The 18,139-nt window shown below is 73.9% G+C and carries 17 protein-coding genes; 7 read left to right on the top strand and 10 right to left on the bottom strand.

Annotated elements, in window-relative coordinates; all coding sequences use genetic code 11:
- Nucleotides 1-96: 96 nt before the first annotated feature.
- Both D7044_RS00565 and D7044_RS00560 read right to left on the bottom strand, forming a co-directional pair.
- Complete coding sequence (locus D7044_RS00565) at nucleotides 97-1,239, bottom strand: acyl-CoA dehydrogenase family protein (RefSeq protein WP_120681528.1); 1,143 nt, start codon at nucleotides 1,237-1,239, stop codon at nucleotides 97-99.
- A complete protein-coding gene (locus D7044_RS00560) occupies nucleotides 1,236-2,351 on the bottom strand; it encodes a M24 family metallopeptidase (RefSeq protein ID WP_120681526.1) in 1,116 nt (371 codons plus the stop codon). The genes D7044_RS00565 and D7044_RS00560 overlap by 4 nt, the downstream gene beginning before the upstream one ends.
- 206 nt (nucleotides 2,352-2,557) lie before the next feature.
- Here D7044_RS00560 and D7044_RS00555 point away from each other — a divergent pair, with 206 nt between their 5' ends.
- Entirely contained in the window at nucleotides 2,558-3,934 is a 1,377-nt protein-coding gene (locus D7044_RS00555) for a glycosyl hydrolase family 18 protein (RefSeq protein ID WP_120681524.1), read from the top strand.
- A gap of 19 nt (nucleotides 3,935-3,953) precedes the next feature.
- Here D7044_RS00555 and D7044_RS00550 read toward each other — a convergent pair whose 3' ends face one another.
- Entirely contained in the window at nucleotides 3,954-4,838 is an 885-nt protein-coding gene (locus D7044_RS00550) for a winged helix-turn-helix transcriptional regulator (protein ID WP_120687611.1), read from the bottom strand.
- 226 nt (nucleotides 4,839-5,064) lie between these two features.
- On the opposite strand from D7044_RS00550, the gene D7044_RS00545 reads away from it, so the two are divergent.
- Both D7044_RS00545 and D7044_RS00540 read left to right on the top strand, forming a co-directional pair.
- Nucleotides 5,065-5,292, top strand: coding sequence for a hypothetical protein (locus tag D7044_RS00545; protein WP_120681520.1), 228 nt, complete (start codon nucleotides 5,065-5,067; stop codon nucleotides 5,290-5,292).
- Nucleotides 5,293-5,349: 57 nt separating this feature from the next.
- A complete protein-coding gene (locus D7044_RS00540; protein WP_120681519.1) occupies nucleotides 5,350-6,270 on the top strand; it encodes a 5'-3' exonuclease in 921 nt (306 codons plus the stop codon).
- A gap of 47 nt (nucleotides 6,271-6,317) precedes the next feature.
- On the opposite strand, the gene D7044_RS00535 is transcribed toward D7044_RS00540, so the two are convergent.
- Nucleotides 6,318-9,101 (bottom strand): DEAD/DEAH box helicase, encoded by a 2,784-nt coding sequence (locus D7044_RS00535; RefSeq protein WP_120681517.1) that lies wholly within the window; start codon nucleotides 9,099-9,101, stop codon nucleotides 6,318-6,320.
- An 85-nt stretch (nucleotides 9,102-9,186) separates the two neighbouring features.
- Here D7044_RS00535 and D7044_RS00530 point away from each other — a divergent pair, with 85 nt between their 5' ends.
- Together D7044_RS00530 and D7044_RS00525 are read left to right on the top strand one after the other, a co-directional pair.
- A complete protein-coding gene (locus tag D7044_RS00530; protein WP_120681515.1) occupies nucleotides 9,187-9,960 on the top strand; it encodes an HAD family hydrolase in 774 nt (257 codons plus the stop codon).
- A gap of 153 nt (nucleotides 9,961-10,113) precedes the next feature.
- Nucleotides 10,114-11,025: an EamA family transporter gene (locus D7044_RS00525; RefSeq protein ID WP_120681513.1), complete on the top strand. Its 912-nt coding sequence runs from the start codon at nucleotides 10,114-10,116 to the stop codon at nucleotides 11,023-11,025.
- Here D7044_RS00525 and D7044_RS00520 read toward each other — a convergent pair.
- From D7044_RS00520 to D7044_RS00495, 6 genes are all read right to left on the bottom strand, one after another.
- Nucleotides 10,988-11,914, bottom strand: a complete 927-nt coding sequence (locus D7044_RS00520) for a diacylglycerol kinase (protein ID WP_120681511.1) — start codon at nucleotides 11,912-11,914, stop codon at nucleotides 10,988-10,990. The two genes, D7044_RS00525 and D7044_RS00520, sit on opposite strands and share 38 nt — an antisense overlap.
- Nucleotides 11,915-12,013: 99 nt before the next feature.
- Nucleotides 12,014-12,907: a twin-arginine translocase subunit TatC gene (tatC, locus tag D7044_RS00515; RefSeq protein WP_120681643.1), complete on the bottom strand. Its 894-nt coding sequence runs from the start codon at nucleotides 12,905-12,907 to the stop codon at nucleotides 12,014-12,016.
- An 81-nt stretch (nucleotides 12,908-12,988) separates the two neighbouring features.
- The gene (tatA, locus tag D7044_RS00510; protein ID WP_120681509.1) at nucleotides 12,989-13,282 is read right to left on the bottom strand and encodes a Sec-independent protein translocase subunit TatA; all 294 of its coding nucleotides are present in this window, start codon (nucleotides 13,280-13,282) and stop codon (nucleotides 12,989-12,991) included.
- A 218-nt stretch (nucleotides 13,283-13,500) separates the two neighbouring features.
- Complete coding sequence (locus D7044_RS00505) at nucleotides 13,501-13,749, bottom strand: hypothetical protein (RefSeq protein WP_120681507.1); 249 nt, start codon at nucleotides 13,747-13,749, stop codon at nucleotides 13,501-13,503.
- A gap of 10 nt (nucleotides 13,750-13,759) precedes the next feature.
- The gene (locus tag D7044_RS00500) at nucleotides 13,760-14,800 is read right to left on the bottom strand and encodes a helix-turn-helix transcriptional regulator (RefSeq protein ID WP_120681505.1); all 1,041 of its coding nucleotides are present in this window, start codon (nucleotides 14,798-14,800) and stop codon (nucleotides 13,760-13,762) included.
- Nucleotides 14,797-15,795 carry a helix-turn-helix transcriptional regulator gene (locus D7044_RS00495; RefSeq protein ID WP_120681503.1) on the bottom strand — a complete coding sequence of 333 codons (999 nt, stop codon included), beginning with the start codon at nucleotides 15,793-15,795 and terminating at the stop codon, nucleotides 14,797-14,799. The genes D7044_RS00500 and D7044_RS00495 overlap by 4 nt, the downstream gene beginning before the upstream one ends.
- Nucleotides 15,796-15,921: 126 nt before the next feature.
- Here D7044_RS00495 and D7044_RS00490 point away from each other — a divergent pair, with 126 nt between their 5' ends.
- Together D7044_RS00490 and D7044_RS00485 are read left to right on the top strand one after the other, a co-directional pair.
- Entirely contained in the window at nucleotides 15,922-16,920 is a 999-nt protein-coding gene (locus D7044_RS00490) for a cation diffusion facilitator family transporter (protein ID WP_120681501.1), read from the top strand.
- A gap of 95 nt (nucleotides 16,921-17,015) precedes the next feature.
- Nucleotides 17,016-18,101, top strand: a complete 1,086-nt coding sequence (locus D7044_RS00485; RefSeq protein WP_120681641.1) for a DUF3866 family protein — start codon at nucleotides 17,016-17,018, stop codon at nucleotides 18,099-18,101.
- The last annotated feature ends 38 nt before the right edge of the window (nucleotides 18,102-18,139 follow it).

Here is an 18,139-nt window from a genome sequence, read left to right as displayed (position 1 = left end):
GCAAACTACCGGGAAAAACGTCCGACGGCGACGAGGCGACGCCGGCCGGCGCGCGGTGATCGACACAACGCGCCGGCCCGGGCACACCGGGTCGCCTCAGCCCCTCGCCAGCGCCCGCGAGATGACCAGCCGCTGGATCTGGTTGGTGCCCTCGACGATCTGGAGCACCTTCGCCTCCCGCATGTACCGCTCCACCGGGTGGTCGACGACGTAGCCCGCCCCGCCGAGCACCTGCACCGCGTCGGTGGTCACCCGCATCGCCACGTCGGAAGCGAAGAGCTTCGCCTTGGCCGCCTCCACCGCGTACGGCCGCCCGGCGTCGCGCAGCCGCGCGGCCGCCAGCAGCAGGGCGCGGGCCGCGGAGACCTGGGTCGCGTGCTCGGCCAGCATGAACCCGAGCCCCTGGAAGTCGATGACGGCCCGGCCGAACTGCTGCCGCTGCTTGGCGTACCCGACCGCGTAGTCCAGCGCCGCCTGGGCCAACCCCACCGCGCAGGCGGCGATGCCGAGCCGTCCCGAGTCCAGTGCGGACATCGCGATGGTGAAGCCCGCCCCCTCCCCGCCGACCAGCCGCTCGGCCGGCACCCGGGCGCCGTCGAAGGCGATCTGGGCCACGGGTGAGGAGTGCAGACCCATGGTGCGCTCGGGGGCCTGCGGTTGGATGCCGGGGGTGTTCCGGTCGGCGACGAGGCAGGAGATGCCCGCCGTGCCCGGCCCGCCGGTACGGCAGAAGATGTTGTAGAAGTCCGCCGACCGGGCGTGGGTGATCCACGCCTTGGTGCCGGTCACGACGTACGCGTCGCCGTCGCGCACCGCCTTCGTGGTGAGCGACGCGGCGTCCGAACCGCCCTGCGGCTCGGTGAGGCAGTACGCGCCGAGCAGTTCGCCGCCGATCATGTCGGGCAGCAGTTTGCGCTGCTCCGCCGTGCCGAACTGGGCCACCGGGTAGCAGGAGAGGGTGTGCACGCTGACCGCCTCGGCGACCGCGAGCCAGCGGCTGGCGAGGATCTCCAGCACCTGCACGTAGACCTCGTACGGCTGGGCGGCCCCGCCGTACTCCTCCGGGTAGGGCAGGCCGAGCAGCCCGGCCCGGCCCAGGGTGCGCAGCACCTCGCGGGGGAACTCGCCGCGCTCCTCGTACCCGGTGACCTTGGGCGCGAGCTCCCGGTCGGCGATCTCGGTGGCGAGGTCCAGCAGGTCGCGGGCCTCGTCGCTGGGGAGGATCCGGTCGACAGTCATAGCGCGATGAGCTCCGTGGGGGTGGTGTTGAGCCGCTGCACGCCGTCCGTCGTGCAGACCACGATGTCCTCGATCCGGGCGCCGTGCCGCCCCGCGAGGTAGATGCCGGGTTCGATCGAGAACGCCATGCCGGGTTCCAGCTCTCGGGGGTTGCCGGCCACCACGTACGGCTCCTCGTGGCCGTCGAGGCCGATGCCGTGCCCGGTGCGGTGCAGGAACGCCGGGCCGAAGCCGGCGCCGGTGATGACGTCGCGGGCCGCCGCGTCGACCGCCTCGGCGCTCGTTCCGGGGCGGACCGCCGCGACCGCGGCGCGCTGCGCCTCCCACAGCACGGCGTAGTAGTCGGTGAACTCGGCCGGCGCCGGGCCGCCGGTGACGTAGGTGCGGGTGCAGTCGGAGCGGTAGCCCGACCCCATGGTGCCGCCGATGTCCACCACGACCGGCTCGCCGGCGCCGATCGGCCGGTCGGAGGTGTCGTGGTGCGGGCTCGCGCCGTTGGGACCGGCGGCGACGATGACGAAGTCGACGGTGACGTGGCCGGCCTCCCGGATCGCGGCCGCGATGTCGGCGGCCACCTCCGTCTCGGTGCGCCCGGGGCGCAGCCACTCGCCCATTCGGCGGTGCACGGCGTCGATCGCCGCGCCGGCCTCGGCGAGCGCCGTCACCTCGGCCGGCGACTTGCGGATGCGCAGGTCGCGCAGCACCTCTCCGGCGAGGCGCTGCTGCGCGCCGGGCAGCGCCGTGCGCAGGGCGAGGACCTGTTCGGCCCACATCCGGTCGGCGAGCCCGACCGCGGTCACCGGCCGGCCGAGGGCCGCGGCGACCAGCGGGTAGGGGTCGGTGCCGTCGCTGTGGTCGACGATGCGGACCCCGGTGGCCGGGGCGGGGGACGCCTCGGCGGCGGGTCGTTCCAGGGCGGGGACGATGAGGGTTGGCGCTCCCTCGGCGGGCAGCACGAGGCAGGTCAGGCGCTCGCCGGCCCGCGCGTGGTAGCCGGTCAGGTAGCGCAGGTCGGCTCCGGGGGTGAGCAGGAGCGCGTCGAGTCCGGCCGCGGCGGTGGCGCGGCGCGCGGCGACCAGCCGTTCCGGCGGGTACAGGTCGTCGATTTCCACGGCGTCAGCTTAACGGTCGTTCGGGGGTCGACCTAGCCGACGGGCACGCCGGCAAGCGCTTCCCCATTCATTGAAAGACATCATTGACTCAGACAGTTAACACTCTTTAAGATTTGGCTGCCTCGAGGAAGCGCCCCTGTCCAACCCGTACCCCCCGGTAGCTGACCGGGGAGCACGCCCGCAACCCGTCCACGGGAAGGCCCTCGATGTCCACGACACGACCCCGCCGCTCGGCCCTCGCGGCCGGCCTGCTCGCGCTCGCCACGGTCGGCGCGACCCTCGCCCTCTCCCCCGCCACCGCCGAGGCGGCGGTGCTGCCGAACAACTTCAAGAGCGTCGGCTACATGCCGTCCTGGAGCGGCAACGTCACCAGCGTCCAGTACAGCAAGCTCACCCACATCAACTACGCCTTCGTGCTGCCGAACAACAACGGCACCCTGCGGGCGGTGGAGAACCCGAGCAAGCTCTCCCAGCTGGTGTCGCTCAGCCACGCCAACAACGTGAAGGTGTCGATCGCGATCGGCGGCTGGAACGACGGCGACGACTCCGCTTTCGAGGCGCTCGCCGCGAACTCCGGCAGCCGCACCACCTTCGTCAACAGCGTGGTCAGCTTCGTCAACCAGTACAACCTGGACGGCGTCGACATGGACTGGGAGTACCCGGACCCGGGCGCCTCCGCCAACAACTACAGCCTGCTGATGCAGCAGCTCAGCAACGCGCTGCGGCCCCAGGGCAAGCTGCTCACCGCCGCCGTCGTCTCCGAGGGCTACTACGTCCAGGGCGTCCCGACGGCCGTCTTCGGCTACGTCGACTGGCTCAACATCATGGCGTACGACGGCGGCAGCCCGCACGCCAACTACGACTGGTCGATCAACAGCCTGAACGGCTGGAAGGCGCGCGGCCTGCCGGCCGGCAAGGCGGTGCTCGGCGTGCCCTTCTACAGCCGACCCGGCTACTACACCTACACCGCGCTGGTGGGCATGGACCCGGCCAACGCCAACCGGGACTGCACCACGGTCAGCGGCGTCCAGCAGTGCTACAACGGCGTGCCGACGGTCAAGCGGAAGACCCAGTGGGCGATGGCCAACGCCGGCGGAATGATGAACTGGGAGCTGTCGCAGGACCGCAACGACTCGACCTCCCTGGTGAGCGCGATCTACGACACCGTCATGGGCGGTGGCGGCAACCCGCCGCCGACCGGCCGCACCGGCCAGATCACCGGAATCGGCGGCAAGTGCGTCGACGTGGCCGCGGCCAACCCCGCCAACGGCACGGCGGTCCAGCTCTACGGGTGCAACGGCAGCAACGCCCAGCGCTGGACGGTGGGCAGCGACGGCACCCTGCGCGCGCTGGGCAAGTGCGCCGACGTCACCAGCGCCGGCACGACGAACGGCACCAAGATCCAGCTGTGGGACTGCAACGGCAGCGGCGCCCAGGTCTGGCAGGCCCAGTCCAACGGCACGGTGCGCAACCCGCAGTCGAACAAGTGCCTCGACGCGACCGACAACAGCTCCGCCGACGGCACCCGGCTGCAGATCTGGGACTGCTTCGCCGGCGCCAACCAGCGGTGGGTCCTGCCCTGATCCGCGCCGCGCGAGCGGCTCAGGCCGGCCGGCTCCGGTGGACGAGGTTGAGCATCTCGTCCACCGAGCCGGCCGGGTCCGTCACCGGGAACTGAACGGCACGGACCACGGCGGCCGCGTCGACGAGCAGCGTCAGCCGCTTCAGCCGCGCGACGCCGCCGGCCCGGAAGGTCGGCAGTAGCAGCCCCGCGGCCAGGCGACCGTCCTGGTCGGACAGGAGCGGGAACGGCAGCCGGGTGTACGCGACGAAATCGGCGAGCTGGTCCGGGCGCTGGGTGCTGACGCCGCGCACCTGCGCTCCGGCGGCCCGGAAGTCCGCGTACCGGTCGGCGTAGGTCGTCGACTCGACGGTGCAGCCCCGGGCACCCGGGATCTCCCCCCAGCCCGGCGGATAGCCACCCGCGGCGCCCGGCGCGTACGCCCCCGGAAAGAAGTAGAGCACCGTCCACTCACCGGCGGCGGCCGGCGCCACCGGCAGCCCGTCCGGTCCGGACAGTCTCACCTCGGGCAGCCGCCGACCGACCAGATCGTGCGCCCGCCGCGCCTCGGCCGAGCCGGCCTCGGCCGTCGCGGTCAGCTCCCCGTCGCCCATCACGTGCCGCGTGCCCCAGTCCTGCAACGCGAGCAGCACCGGCAGCAGCGCCTCCCCCTTGCGGGTCAGCAGGTAGTCGTAGCGGGGCGGGTGCTGCGAGTACGGCCGGCGCTCCAGCACCCCGTGCTCGACCAGCGCGCCGAGCCGCTCGGTCAGCGCTCGCCGACTCACGCCGAGCTCCCGCTGGAGCGCGTCGAAGCGGGTGGTCCCGCCAGCGACGTCGCGCACGATGAGGAACGTCCACCAGTCCTCCAGGACGCCGAGCGCCTGCGCTATGCCGCAGTCCGCGTCCGCGAGGTCGGCCCGTCGCACATCCCACCTCCGCTGCTCAGATCCGCCTCGACCATACTCCGTTTCAAACTGGAACCATCCGGGTCGAGGCCGGCCGATCAGACGGCCGGGACCTCCCCGGGATCCCGGCGATCCGAGCAGATTCGGCCGGCCGGCGCCGCATCCCCGTTCCGGGCCTACGCCGGCCGCACCGTCGATAGCCTGAGGCGAGGTGCCCGCCCGGGCGCCGGGACCGGAAGGACCGACGGTGACAGGCAACGTGCCCGGTCGTCACGCCGTACGTCGGCGACGGCAGCTCTGGAGCGGCGTGCTCGCGCTGATCGGCCTGGTGCTCCTGATCATCGGGCTGACCATCGCGGACGGCGTGGCCGCCTGGGTCGAGGTCATCGTGGCGGTCGTGCTGCTGGTCGTGGCCTACCTGGTCCAGGCGGTCGCCCGCCGGGACACCGTCTACCGCCGCGACGACGGGCGCTGACCGCCGCGACCGGCGCGGCGCTGTCGTTCGTCACAGGCCTGTGCCAGGCTGTCCGGCGTGGCACACCGACCCCCGATCCTGCTGATCGACTCCGCGAGCCTCTACTTCCGGGCCTACTTCGGCGTCCCCGAGTCCGCGGCCCGAGCCGAGGACGGCACCCCGGTCAACGCCGTACGCGGCTTCCTCGACATGCTCGCGACGCTGATCCGCACCCGCCGGCCCGACCGGATGGTCTGCGCCCTCGACCACGACTGGCGCCCCGACTGGCGGGTGGCGCTGCTGCCGTCGTACAAGGCGCACCGGCTGGCGCCCGAGGGCGGCGAGGTGGTGCCGGACACACTCACCCCGCAGGTGCCGGTGATCCTCGACGTGCTCGCCGCGATCGGCATCACGACCGTGGGCGCGGCCGGCTACGAGGCCGACGACGTGCTCGGCACCCTCTCGGTCACCCAGCCGGCCCCGGTCGAGGTCGTCTCCGGCGACCGGGACCTGTTCCAGCTCGTCGACGACGCCCGGCCCGTACGGCTGCTCTACATCGGGCGCGGCGTGGCCAAGCTGGAGGACTGCGACGACGCCGCCGTCCAGGCCCGCTACGGGGTGCCCGCCGCGCGTTACGCCGACTTCGCCGCGCTGCGCGGCGACCCCAGCGACGGCCTGCCGGGGGTGCCCGGCGTAGGCGAGAAGACCGCCGCCCGGCTGCTCGAACGCCACGGCGACCTCCCCGGCATCCTCACCGCGCTCGACGACCCCCGCTCCGGGTTCGCGCCCGGCCTGCGGACGAAGCTCGACGCGGCCCGGGACTACCTGGCGGTGGCCCCGAAGGTGGTCCGGGTGGCGCTCGACGTGCCGCTGCCCGAACTGCCCACTGCGCTGCCGAGCGCGCCCGCCGACCCGGACGGCCTGCTGGAGCTGGCCCGCCGGTGGAACCTCGCCGGCTCCACCCGGCGTCTCGTGGACGCGCTCGCCGACCGCGCCTGAGCCCGCCCTGACCGGCCCGGCCCCCGCCGCGAGGTGGGTCGGGCCGGTCAGGCGGCGTGGTAGGCCAGCACGCCTCGGTTGATCGCGGCGATCGCCTGCCGGGCGGTCGAGCGCAGCTCGACCGACGCGCCACCGGAGTCCTTGAGCTGGCCGAGCAGGTCGACCACCTGCCGTGCCCAGCGGACGAAGTCACCGGCCGGCATCTCGCCGTCGAACTCGTGCCCGCTGGCGAGCACCTTGGCGAGCGCCTCCCCGCGCGCCCACCGGTAGATCGGCCAGGCGAAGCCGAGGTCCGGTTCCCGGGTCACCGACAGGCCCCGCCCCGACTCGTCGGCCTCGATGTCGCCCCACAGCTTCAACGTCTCGTCCACCGCGTCCACGACCGGGCCGCGTGGCAGCGACGCCCGCTCGTCCACGTCGCGGCGCGCCTCGAACACCACCACGGAGACCGCGGCGGCCAGCTCGGCCGGGGAGAGCCCGTCCCACACGCCCCGCCGCAGGCACTCGGCGACCAGCAGGTCCGCTTCGCTCCAGATCCGGCCGAGGGTACGGCCCGCGTCCGTGACCTCGCCCGTGCTGCCCAGGTAGCCGCGGGCGGTGAGCAGGGCGACGATCCGGTCGAAGGTACGGGCGAGGGAGCCGGTGCGCCCGGCCACCCGCTGCCGCAGCTCCTCGGTGTCCCGTTCCAGCCGGCGGCGCCGCTCCGCCCAACGGGCGTGCTCCTCCCGCTCCGGGCAGGCATGGCAGGGGTGCCGGCGCAGCTCGGTGCGGAGCTGACTGAGTCGGTGGTCATCGCCGACCGGCTGCCGGGACCGGCCGCCCCGGCGGCCGCCGTGCCGGTCGAGCCCGGTGGCGGCCACGGCCGCCGCCAGGTCCCGTCGGGCTCCCGGCGAGCGGTGGTTGAAGTTCTTCGGCACCCGGACCCGGGCGAGCACCTCGGCCGGGGTGGTGAAGTCCCCGGGACCGACGCGACCCGCCCAGCGGTCCTGGGTGAGCACCAGCGGGCGGGGCTCGCCGAACCCGCCGGCCGCCGGGTCCAGCACCACCGCCAAGCCGGCACGGCGGCCGGAGGGCACCCGGATCACGTCGCCGACCCGCAGCCGCTCCAGCGAGGTGACCGCGGCCGCCTTGCGCTGGCTCTGCCCCTGCCGGGCGAGCGCCCGCTCCCGGTCGCCGATCGCCACCCGCAGGGCGAAGTACTCGTCGAAGTCGCCGTGGTGGCAGGCGGCCTCCACGCCGTACGCCTCGATGGTCTCGGTGTTGCGCTGCACCTGCCGGGCCAGGCCGACCACCGACCGGTCGGCCTGGAACTGGGCGAACGAGGACTCCAGCAGGGCCCGGGCGGGCTCGGCGCCGACCGAGCCGACCAGGTTGACGGCCATGTTGTAGGAGGGCCGGAAGCTGGAGCGCAGCGGGTACGTGCGGGTGGAGGCGAGGCCCGCCACGTGACGCGGATCGGTCTCCGGGGACCAGACCACCACCGCGTGCCCCTCGACGTCGATGCCCCGGCGACCGGCCCGCCCGGTGAGCTGCGTGTACTCGCCGGGGGTCAGGTCGACGTGCGCCTCTCCGTTGTACTTGACCAGCCGCTCGAGCACGACACAGCGGGCCGGCATGTTGATGCCCAGCGCGAGGGTCTCGGTGGCGAAGACCGCCTTCACCAGACCCCGGACGAAGAGCTCCTCGACGACCTCCTTGAACGCCGGCAGCATTCCGGCGTGGTGCGCGGCGAGGCCGCGTTCGAGGCCGTCGAGCCACTCCCAGTAGCCGAGCACGGAGAGGTCCTCGCCGGGGATGGCGGTCACCCGCGACTCGACGACCTCGCGGATCTCCGCCCGCTCCTCGGGCGTGGTGAGCCGCAGGCCGGCGGCGAGGCACTGCTGCACGGCCGCGTCGCACCCGGCCCGGCTGAAGATGAAGAGGATCGCCGGCAGCAGGCCCTCCCGGTCGAGCCGGTCGACGATGTCCGGGCGCATCGGCCCGCGCCAGCGCGGCCCGCGCCGCCCACCACCCGGGCCGGCGCTGCGCCCCTCACCCAGCTCCAGGCGGCGCGCCGTCTCGCGCGTGTAGCGCAGCAGCTCCGGATGCACGTCGTGCTTGCGGGCGGCGTCGGCGTCGTGGAACAGGTCGAACATCCGCTTGCCGACCAGCATGTGCTGCCACAGCGGCACCGGCCGGTGTTCGCTGACCACCACGGAGGTCTCGCCGCGCACGGTGACCAGCCAGTCCGCGAACTCCTCGGCGTTGGAGACGGTCGCCGACAGGGAGACGAGGGTGACCGAGGCGGGCAGATGGATGATCACCTCTTCCCAGACGCCGCCGCGGAACCGGTCGGCCAGGTAGTGCACCTCGTCCATCACCACGTAGGCGAGCCCGTCGAGGGTGCTCGAACCGGCGTAGAGCATGTTGCGCAGCACCTCGGTGGTCATCACCACCACCGGCGCGTCCCCGTTGATCGCGTTGTCACCGGTGAGCAGACCGACCTGCTCGGCGCCGTAGCGGGCCACCAGGTCGTGGTACTTCTGGTTCGACAACGCCTTGATCGGAGTGGTGTAGAAGCACTTGCGGCGCGGACCCTGCTCGCCGTCGGACGCCGACGTGCCGCCGCGCAGCGCCAGGTGCACGGCGAACTCGCCGACCACGGTCTTGCCGGCGCCGGTCGGCGCGCAGACCAGGACGCCGCTGCCCCGCTCCAACGACTGGCACGCCTCGCGCTGGAAGTCGTCGAGATCGAACCCCAGGTCAAGGGCGAACTCGTCCAACGCGGGGAACATGGAGGACTGCGCGGCCCGGCGGCGCGCCGCGGCGTACCGCTCGGCGGGACTCGACATGACATCAAGATTAATGCGTGCCGGGAGGCGCCACCGGACAAGGCCGACCGGATGGGCCGTCGGAGGCGGTCGGTAGGGTGCACTCGTGCCGGAGCAACCCGAACCGTCCCAGACTCCCCCCGCGGGCGGCGCCGATGCGGTCGCCCCCCGAACCCGGCCGTCGCGCCGACCAGTGAAAGCGGTGCTCTTCGACTTCCACGGCACGCTCGCCCAGGTGGAGGAGCCCCTGGACTGGGTGGTCAAGGCCGCGGCGGCCTGCGGGGCCACCCTGGACCGGGTCAAGGCCACGATCCTGGCGGACCGGCTGCTCACCGCGGGTCGCGCCGGTGGACCGCTGCCCGCCCGGGTGCCGCCCCGGCTGGCCGAGCACTGGGCCACGCGGGACCTCTACCCGCACGCCCACCGGGCGGCCTACACCGGCCTCGCCGAGACCGTGGACGCCGGCATCGAAGGGCTCGCCGAGGCGCTCTACGAGCGGCTGCTGGCCGCCGAGGGCTGGGTTCCCTACCCCGACACCGCCCCGACCATCGCCGCGCTGCGCGAGGCGGGAATCCGGGTGGCCGTGGTGAGCAACATCGGCTTCGACCTGCGCGCGCACTTCGACGCGTGGCAGCTCACCGAGCTGGTCGACGCGTTCGTGCTCTCGTACGAGGTGGGGCGCTGCAAGCCCGACCCCGGCATCTTCCTGCGCGCCTGCGGCATGCTCGGTGTCGACCCGGAGGAGACGTTGATGGTCGGGGACAGCCCGGCCGACGCGGGCGCCGCCGCGGCCGGCTGCGCCGTGCTGGTGCTGCCGGCTGCCGACCCGGGCCGGGAGAACGGGCTCGGCGCGGTGCTCGACATCGCCCTGCCGGCCTGACCCCGCCCGGGCCGCGCGCGCCCGGCCGCGACCGCCGTCCCCGGCGGGCGGGGAGCCCACCAGCACGCGGCGGCGTACGCCGGAACGAGGGCTGGCTCACCTCCGCGGAGGCGGCGTCCGCCCAGCTCAGGGGTGGCCCCTAGCGTCACGGGCATGACCGAGACGCTGATCGCCGACCGGCTGGCGCCGGGGGCGCCACCGGCGCGCCGCACGAGCGCGGGCGCGGTCGGTCTGGTGCTCGGCGGGGCGTTGTCGGTGCAGTTCGGCTCCGCGGTGGCGTCGACGATCTTCCCCCGTACCGGGGTGGCCGGCGCGGTGACCCTCCGGCTGGCCATCTCCGCCGTGCTGCTGCTCGTCGTCTGCCGGCCGCGGCTGCGAGGCCACGAACGGGCCGACTGGATCGTGGCCGGGACGTTCGGGCTGACCCTCGCGGCGATGAACTCGATCTTCTACCAGGCAATCGAGCGGATCCCGCTCGGCCCGGCCGTGACCCTGGAGGTGCTCGGCCCGCTGGCGCTCTCCGTCTTCACCGCCCGCCGGGCGGCGAGCTGGGCGTGCGCCGGGTTGGGCCTGGCCGGGGTGGCTCTGCTCGGCCAGGGCGGCTTCGCCCGGCTCGACCCGCTCGGCGCCGCCCTCGCCCTGGTCGCGGGTGCGACCTGGGCGGCGTACATCGTGCTCAGCGCCCGGGTCGGGGCCCGCTTCCGGGGCGCCGACGGGCTGGCCGTGGCGCTCGTCGTCGCCGCCGTGCTGACCCTGCCGGCGGGGCTGGCGACCGCCGGGCGGGTGCTGCTGGACCCGTCGGTCCTGGCGCTCGGGGTCGTGCTCGCCGCGCTCGCCTCGGGACTGCCGTACACCCTCGAACTGGTCGCGCTGCGGCGGCTGCCCACCGCCACCTTCGCGGTGCTCATGAGCCTCGGTCCGGCAGTCGCCGCGCTCGCCGGCTACCTGGTGCTCGGGCAGCGGCTGACCGCGCTGGAGGTGGTGGCGATCGGCCTGGTCATCGCGGCGAGCATCGGTGCGGTACGGGTCAACGCAGCAACCGCAGCGCACCCGGCACGGCGGTGACGGTCACCGGCAGCTCCAGCGCCCGCTCGCCGTCGGCGTACGTCGTGATGCCCTCCGCGGCCAGCTCCACCGTGCGTACCCGGTGGCTGCTCACCAGCGGGTGCCGCAGGTGGGTGCCCTGGTAGATGCTCGGCTTGACGCGGATCAGGGTGCGCCGGTCGAGCCGGCCGCCGACGACCACGTCGAGCAGTCCGTCGGTCGGGTCGGCGTCGGGGCAGATCCGCATTCCGCCCCCGTAGCTCGGGCAGTTGCCCACGGCGACCAGCACCGCGTCCAGCTCGTACGGCACACCGTCGAGGCGCAGCTTGTAGCGACGCGGACGGAGCCGGGCCAGCTCGACCATGATCGCGAGATCGTACCGGCGGCCGCCGCGCGGCCACCGCATCCGGTTGGCCCGCTCGTTGACGATCGCGTCGAAGCCCGCGGCGAGCACCGCCCCGTACCAGCGTGGCGGGCCGGTGGGGCCGGTCAGGCGGGCCAGGTCCACCGGGCGGGTACGACCGGCGCGCAGCGCCTCGGCGATCACCTCGGCGGCGGCGAGCGGGTCGGTCGGGAAGCCGGTGTCGCCGGCGAAGTCGTTGCCGGTGCCCGCCGGGACCGGCCCGAACGGGATCGACGTCCCGGCCACGGCCTGCAACGCCCGGTGCACCGTGCCGTCGCCGCCGACGGCCACCAGCGCGGCCACTCCCCCGGCCACGGCGGTGCGGCACACCGTCTCGGCCTGGTCGGCGCTCTGCGCCTCCAGCAGCCGCACCTGCCGGCCGGCGCCGGCCAGCCTGGAGATCACCGGTGTGAGCAGGCCGCGGTGCCGACCCCGGCCGGCTGTCGGGTTCACGAGCACCGCGACCGGGCCTTCGGGATCGACGGAGGGGTGATCGGCCGCGGTCATGGCGAGCAACCTACCGGTACGGCGAACGCCGCCCTAGCTGGGCGGCGTTCGTCGTATCCGAGCTGTGCCACGGGCGGCTGAACCCGTGCGGAACACCGGTCAGGTCATGTCGTCGTAGCGGCGTTCGATCGGCGTCGGAGCGGTGATCGGCTCCGGCGCGTCGATCGGATCGCTCGCCTCGACCCGCGCCCCGGCCTCGACCGGCTCCGGGGTCGTGTCCAGCGGCGACACCTCGTCGTCGCCGACCCCGGCGTAGATCTCCTTGCCCCGCCCGCGACGCTTGTCGTTGATGAACGCGACGCCCACCGCGACGAAGTAGAGCAGGGAGAGCGACGCCGCCAGCAGCGTCATCCCGAACGGCCCCGGGTCGGGCGTGGCCACCGCCGCGAACGCGAACGACACGAAGATGACCACCCGCCACCAGCTCAGCAGCCGGCGGGCGCTCGCCACCCCGGTGAAGTTGAGCATCAGCAGGATGAGCGGGAACTCGAACGCCACGCCGAACAGCAAGATCATGTTCGTGACGAAGGAGATGTAGCGGGTGACCTCCAACTGGGTGTCGGTGCCCGTCACACCCGCTTCCAGCAGGAACGCGAGGCCCTTGTCCACCACCAGGTAGGCGAGGACCGCGCCGGCGGCGAAGAGCGGCGCCGCGATGGCGACGAAGACGTACGCCCACTTGCGCTCGTGCCGGTGCAGGCCGGGCGCGATGAACGCCCAGAGCTGGAAGAGCCAGACCGGCGCCCCGATGATCAGGCCGATCCAGAGCGCCAGCTTCAGCTTCAGGATGAAGCCGTCGGCCGGCGAGAGCAGCAGGAAGTTCTGGCACTTGCCGAAGGCGTCGATCGCGCCCGGCAGGCTGCAGTACGGCTCCTTCAGCAGGTTGAACGCCGGTTGCGCCAGGAAGAAGCCGACGAGCAGACCCGCCACGATGCCGAGCGAGGCACGGAAGAGCCGGTTACGTAGTTCCCGGACGTGCTCGATGAGGGTCATCGAGCCGTCGGAGGCCCGTTCGAAATTGCTCGGAGCGCGCTTGCGCAACGCGAAGGCCGCCACGGTCTTCGGGCCCCTCGATCAGTTGTCGCGGACGCGCTGCACCGGGTCGACGACCGGCTGCTGCTGCGGCGAAGCCTGGTAAGGGGCCTGCTGCGGCTGGGCGGCCTGCGGCGGCAGCGTCTGGTAGCCGGACTGCGCGTCGGCCTTCTCGGCCAGGTCGCGGTCGTCGTCGTGCAGGCTCTTGGTCTCCGCCTTGATGATCCGCAGCGAACGGCCGAGCGAGCGGGCCGCGTCGGGGAGCCGCTTCGCGCCGAAGAGCAGGATCAGCACGACCACGAGTACGGCGATGTGCCACGGCTTGAGGGCACCCATGGGAAGCTCCAGTCGCTTGTGAGACAGCAGGGGTGTAACGCAGCCATCGTACGTGCGTATCGGCCCGTTGCCACCCGCCGGGGCGGGGGTGGTTCGTCCCGGCGGGTGAAGTCTTGACCAACCCAGGACGTCTCGTCAACAGCCGGTGAGAGATCCGTTCCGGCACCGCGCCGGATCGTGTGCGGGTCGGCGGAGACGCGGTGACCTGCGAACCGGCCTCAACCGTGCCGCTTCGCCTTGACGAGCTCGATCCGCCGCTGGACGACGGTGAGCTGCCGCTGCAGCGCCTCGGACCGCTCCTGGAGCGTCTGGGCGGCCCCGGCGAGTTCGAGGGCTTCGTCCTGCCGCCGCTGCAGCTTCACGGCGGCCCGGCGCAGCCCGGGCAGGCGCGCGAGCACCCCTCGCACGGCCGCCGCGAGCAGGACGAGGGTGGCCAGCACCACCGCGAGCACGATCCACCACAGCACGGCGGTCAGCCTACCGGGAGCCCGCGGCCAGCGCCGGGTCGGCGGCGGTCGGCGCCGGGGCGCGTCGGGCGTCCGGCGCCGGCTGGGCGTACGCGTCGAGCGCGGCGCTCGCCGCGTCCCGTACCTGCTCGGCCAGCTCGGCCGGCGCGACCACTGTCACGTCCGGGCCGAGGCCGAGCACGAATCGGCGCGCCCAGCCCAGGTCGGTGACCCGCAGCGACACCAGCCAGTGGTCGGCGTCCCCGGCCCGGACCTCCTCGCACGGGTAGTACTCGGTGATCCACCGTTCGCCGCGACCGACCCGCAACGTGATCAGTGGCAGGTCCGGAGAGGGCCGGAACGCCCCGTCGCTGAGATCGTGCGGGCGGGCCTGCGGCGGCACCACCGCCGACTCGTCCAGCTCGGTGACCGCGTCGATCCGGTCGGCCCGGAACAACCGGACCGCCTCCGCCCGGCGGCACCACGCCTCCACGTACGCCCGGCCGCTGACCATCAGCATGCGCAGCGGATCGATGACCCGCTCGGTGGTCTCGTCCCGGGCCGCCGTGTAGTAGGTGATCCGCAGCGCCCGGCCGCCCTCGACGGCCCCGCGCAGCGCCTCCACGCGCCCGACGTCCGCCGGCAGCCGCACCTCCACGGGAGCGCCGACCAGGTCACCGGCCGCATTCTCGATCTTGGCGAGGGCGCGCTCCACCGCCTCCCGGTTGGCCACCCCGGGCGTCTCGGCGAGCATCCGCAGCGCCACCACCAGGGCGAGCGCCTCGTCCGGGGTGAGACGCAGCGGCCGGTCGATGCCGGCGTCGTAGGTGATGGTCACCCGATCACCGTCGAAGGCCATGTCGATCAGGTCACCCGGCCCGTAACCGGGCAGCCCGCAGACCCAGAGCAGCTCCAGGTCCTCGCGCAGCTGCCGTTCGGTGACGGCCAGGTCCCCGGCGGCCTCGGCGATCTCGATGCCGGGGCGGGCCAGCAGGTAGGGCACGAGGTTGAGCAGTCGCGCCAACCGGTCGGCGGAGGTACGGGAGCCGCCCTTGGCGGTGGGACGGGTCATCTGCTGCCTCCGGCGGTCGCCAGGTCGTCGTGCCGGGACGCGATCTCCTTCAGCCGCTGGATCACGGCCTCACGCACCTCCGGCGGGTCGAGCACGCGCACGTCCGGGCCGTAGCCGACGAGGTGGCGGGCGAGCGACTCCGGGTCGGCGTACGGCAGGACCAGCCGGTCCCCGTCCGGCCCGGCGACGACCTCCACCGCCCAGCGGCGCAGCCCGGCGGCCCGGCCCGGCGCGGCGAGGACGGTCGCCCGCCCGGTCCGCTCCACCGGCCCGGACCAGCGGGCGACATGACTGATCAGGTCGACCCCCGCCGGCGGCTCGTACGCGCTCGGGTCACCGGTGACCCGCACCGCGCCGACCACCCGGGAGAGCCGGAAGCACCTGGTCGCCTCCCGGTCCAGGTCGTGGCCGACGACGTACCAGCGGCCGCGCCAGCAGACCACGCCCCAGGGCTGGAGGCGGCGCCGGGTCGGCGCGTCCTGGTCGGGCACCCGGTAGTCGAAGCCGACCTCCCGGCGGTCCCGGGCGGCGGCGGTCAGCGGGGCGAAGGCCGGGTCCACGGTGACCATCGGCTCCAGGCCGAGGGTGGCCTGCGGGTCGACGTCCACCCCGGCGGCACGCAGCTTCGCCAGCCCCGAGGAGGCCGCGGCCGCCAGCCCGGCGTGCTGCCAGAGCCGCGCGGCGATCCCCACGGCGGCCGCCTCGTCGGGTTCGAGGGGAATGTCGGGCAGAGCGTACTCACGGCGGGCGATGCGGTAACCCGGCTCGGAGTCGAAGACGCTCGCGGTGCCGGTCTCCAGCGGGACGCCCAGCTCGCGCAGCTCGGCCTTGTCCCGCTCGAACTTGCGCTGGAACGCCTCGTGGTCACGGGCGTCGTCCGGATCGTGTTCGTAGCCGGGCACGGTCGCGGCGATCTGCGCGGCGGTCAGGAACCGGCGCGTGGAGAGTAGACAGATCACCAGGTTGACCAGGCGTTCGGTGCGGGTACGGGACACGCATAGACGCTAGCAGTCGACCCGACGCGGGCGCGCACCCACGCGGGCGCGGCGTGTGGTGGGCAACCACACCGTGGGTGCGGCTCCCGTCCGGCGGTCGACCGGCCGGGGCCATAGTGTTTTGCCATGGCACAACCGGAAGCCAAGAGCGAGAGCGTCGGCACCGTGATCATCGCCGGTGCGGCGAACCTCGCCATCGCGGCAGCGAAGCTGGTCGCGGGCCTGATCTCCGGCTCCGCGGCCATGCTCTCCGAAGCCGCCCACTCGGTCGCCGACACCACCACCGAGCTGCTGCTGTTCATGGCCCTGCGCCGAGGTGCCCGGCCGGCGGACGCCCGGCACCCGTTCGGCTACGGCAAGGAGAGCTACATCTGGGCCTTCTTCGCGGCCCTGTTCACCTTCGTCGCCGGCGCCGGCTTCGCGATCACGCACGGGATCACCACGATCCTCGTGCACGAACACAGCGGCGACTTCCTGGTCTCGTACGTCGTGCTCGCGGTCTCCTTCGTCATCGAGGCGATCTCGCTGGGCCGGGCGGTACGCCAGGTGCGCCGCGAGGCCCGCAGGTGGGGCACCACCGGGCGCCGCTACCTGCGCCTGACCGCCGACACCACGGTCAAGGCGGTCGTCCTCGAGGACAGCGCCGCGCTCATCGGCCTGATCCTGGCCGGGTGCGGCGTCGCGCTCTCCGAACTCACCGGCGACGAGCTGTGGGACGGGATCGCCTCGGTGCTGATCGGCGTGCTGTTGCTGGTGGTGGCCGCCACGCTGGCGTACAGCAACCTGTCGCTGCTGGTCGGGCGGGCGGTGCCGGAACGCCTGCAGGGCGAGATCGAGCGCTCCCTGGCCGGGCTGCCCGAGGTGACCCGGGTCGGCACGCTCTTCACCATGCAGCTCGGCCCGGAGGACATCCTCGTCGCCGCCAAGGTCGACTTCCGGGACGAGGCCACCGGCGCGGACATCGAGGCCGCCGCCGACGAGGCGGAACGGCGGCTGCGGGAGCGCTACCCGGAGGTCCGGTACCTCTTCCTCGACCCGACCCGGTCGATGCCCGGCGGCGCCCGGGCGGCCCGGGAACCGGAACCCCCGATCGAGGACGGCCCGGTCGACCCCGGCCTGCGCTGACCCGGCCCGGACAGACACACCGCCGGACGGCGGACACGATCCGCACCTGGACCCGGTGCCGGGCCGGCCGGCCCGCGGACGCTAGCGTGCCCGTCATGGTGCGATGGCGGTCCGGAACGGTGACGGCGCTGCGACGGCAGTGGGCCGGGGCGGTGGAGCTGGACGTGACGCTCGCCGACGGTTCGCCCATGCGGGCGCTGGCCTACCCCCACCTGGTCGGCCGGCCCGAGCCGGGCGACCGGGTGCTGCTCAACGCCGGCGCGCTGCTGATGGGCCTCGGCACCGGCGGGTACGCCCTGGTGGTGGCGCTGCCGGACCGGCTGCCGCCGGACCCGCCGCAGGCCGACGACACCCGCGACAGCGGTCACCTGGTCAAGGCCCGCTACACCCCGCTGCAGCCGATCCTGCTCGGCGTGGACGAGGAGGCCTCACCGCACCGGGCGCTCCTCGAGACCGCCGAGGACCTGGGCGGCATGCCCGTGGTCACGGCCGACCTGCACTCGGCCCTGCCGGCGATCGTCGCCGGCGTCCGCGCCGACGCCCCACACGCCCGGATCGCGTACGTGCTCACCGACGGCGGAGCCCTCGCCGCCTGGTTCTCCCGCACCCTCGCCGGGCTGCGCGACGAACTGGCCGGCACCATCACCGTCGGGCAGGCCTTCGGCGGCGACCTGGAGGCGAGCACGCTGCACAGCGGGCTGCTCGCCGCCCGCCACGTGCTCGACGCCGACGTGGCGGTCGTCTCCCAAGGCCCCGGGAACCTCGGCACCGGTACCCGCTGGGGCTTCTCCGGGGTGGCCGTCGGCGAGGCGGTCAACGCCATCGCCACGCTGGGCGGACGCCCCGTCGGGTCGCTGCGCATCTCCGACGCCGACGCCCGCCCGCGCCATCGCGGCGTGTCCCACCACAGCCTCACCGCGTACGGCCGGGTGGCGCTGGCCCCGGCCGAGCTGGTGGTGCCCGACGGTCTCGACCCGACGCTCGCCGCCGACGTCGACGCCGAACTCGCGCCGCTCGCCGCGCGGCACCGGATCGTCCGGGTACGCACCGACGGTCTCGACGCCGCGCTGCGGGCCACTCCGGTGCCGCTCTCCACCATGGGACGCGGCCTCGACGCCGACCACGCCTACTTCCTCACCGCCGCGGCCGCCGGTCGCCACGCCGCCACCCTGCTGGGCTGACCGCCACCGCCGCCGGACGACCGGCGAGACGGTGACAC

Source organism: Micromonospora musae, assembly GCF_003626635.1.
GTDB classification, from domain to species: domain Bacteria; phylum Actinomycetota; class Actinomycetes; order Mycobacteriales; family Micromonosporaceae; genus Micromonospora; species Micromonospora musae.
This window is presented reverse-complemented; position numbering and strand designations above follow the sequence as displayed.

Coding starts and splice junctions, on each gene's coding strand:
- D7044_RS00525 (WP_120681513.1), top strand. CDS start 10,114: ATGACCGAGACGCTGATCGCCGACCGGCTGGCGCCGGGGGCGCCACCG.
- tatA (WP_120681509.1), bottom strand. CDS start 13,282: ATGGGTGCCCTCAAGCCGTGGCACATCGCCGTACTCGTGGTCGTGCTG.
- D7044_RS00500 (WP_120681505.1), bottom strand. CDS start 14,800: ATGACCCGTCCCACCGCCAAGGGCGGCTCCCGTACCTCCGCCGACCGG.
- D7044_RS00555 (WP_120681524.1), top strand. CDS start 2,558: ATGTCCACGACACGACCCCGCCGCTCGGCCCTCGCGGCCGGCCTGCTC.
- D7044_RS00520 (WP_120681511.1), bottom strand. CDS start 11,914: ATGACCGCGGCCGATCACCCCTCCGTCGATCCCGAAGGCCCGGTCGCG.
- D7044_RS00490 (WP_120681501.1), top strand. CDS start 15,922: ATGGCACAACCGGAAGCCAAGAGCGAGAGCGTCGGCACCGTGATCATC.
- D7044_RS00485 (WP_120681641.1), top strand. CDS start 17,016: ATGGTGCGATGGCGGTCCGGAACGGTGACGGCGCTGCGACGGCAGTGG.
- D7044_RS00565 (WP_120681528.1), bottom strand. CDS start 1,239: ATGACTGTCGACCGGATCCTCCCCAGCGACGAGGCCCGCGACCTGCTG.
- D7044_RS00535 (WP_120681517.1), bottom strand. CDS start 9,101: ATGTCGAGTCCCGCCGAGCGGTACGCCGCGGCGCGCCGCCGGGCCGCG.
- tatC (WP_120681643.1), bottom strand. CDS start 12,907: ATGACCCTCATCGAGCACGTCCGGGAACTACGTAACCGGCTCTTCCGT.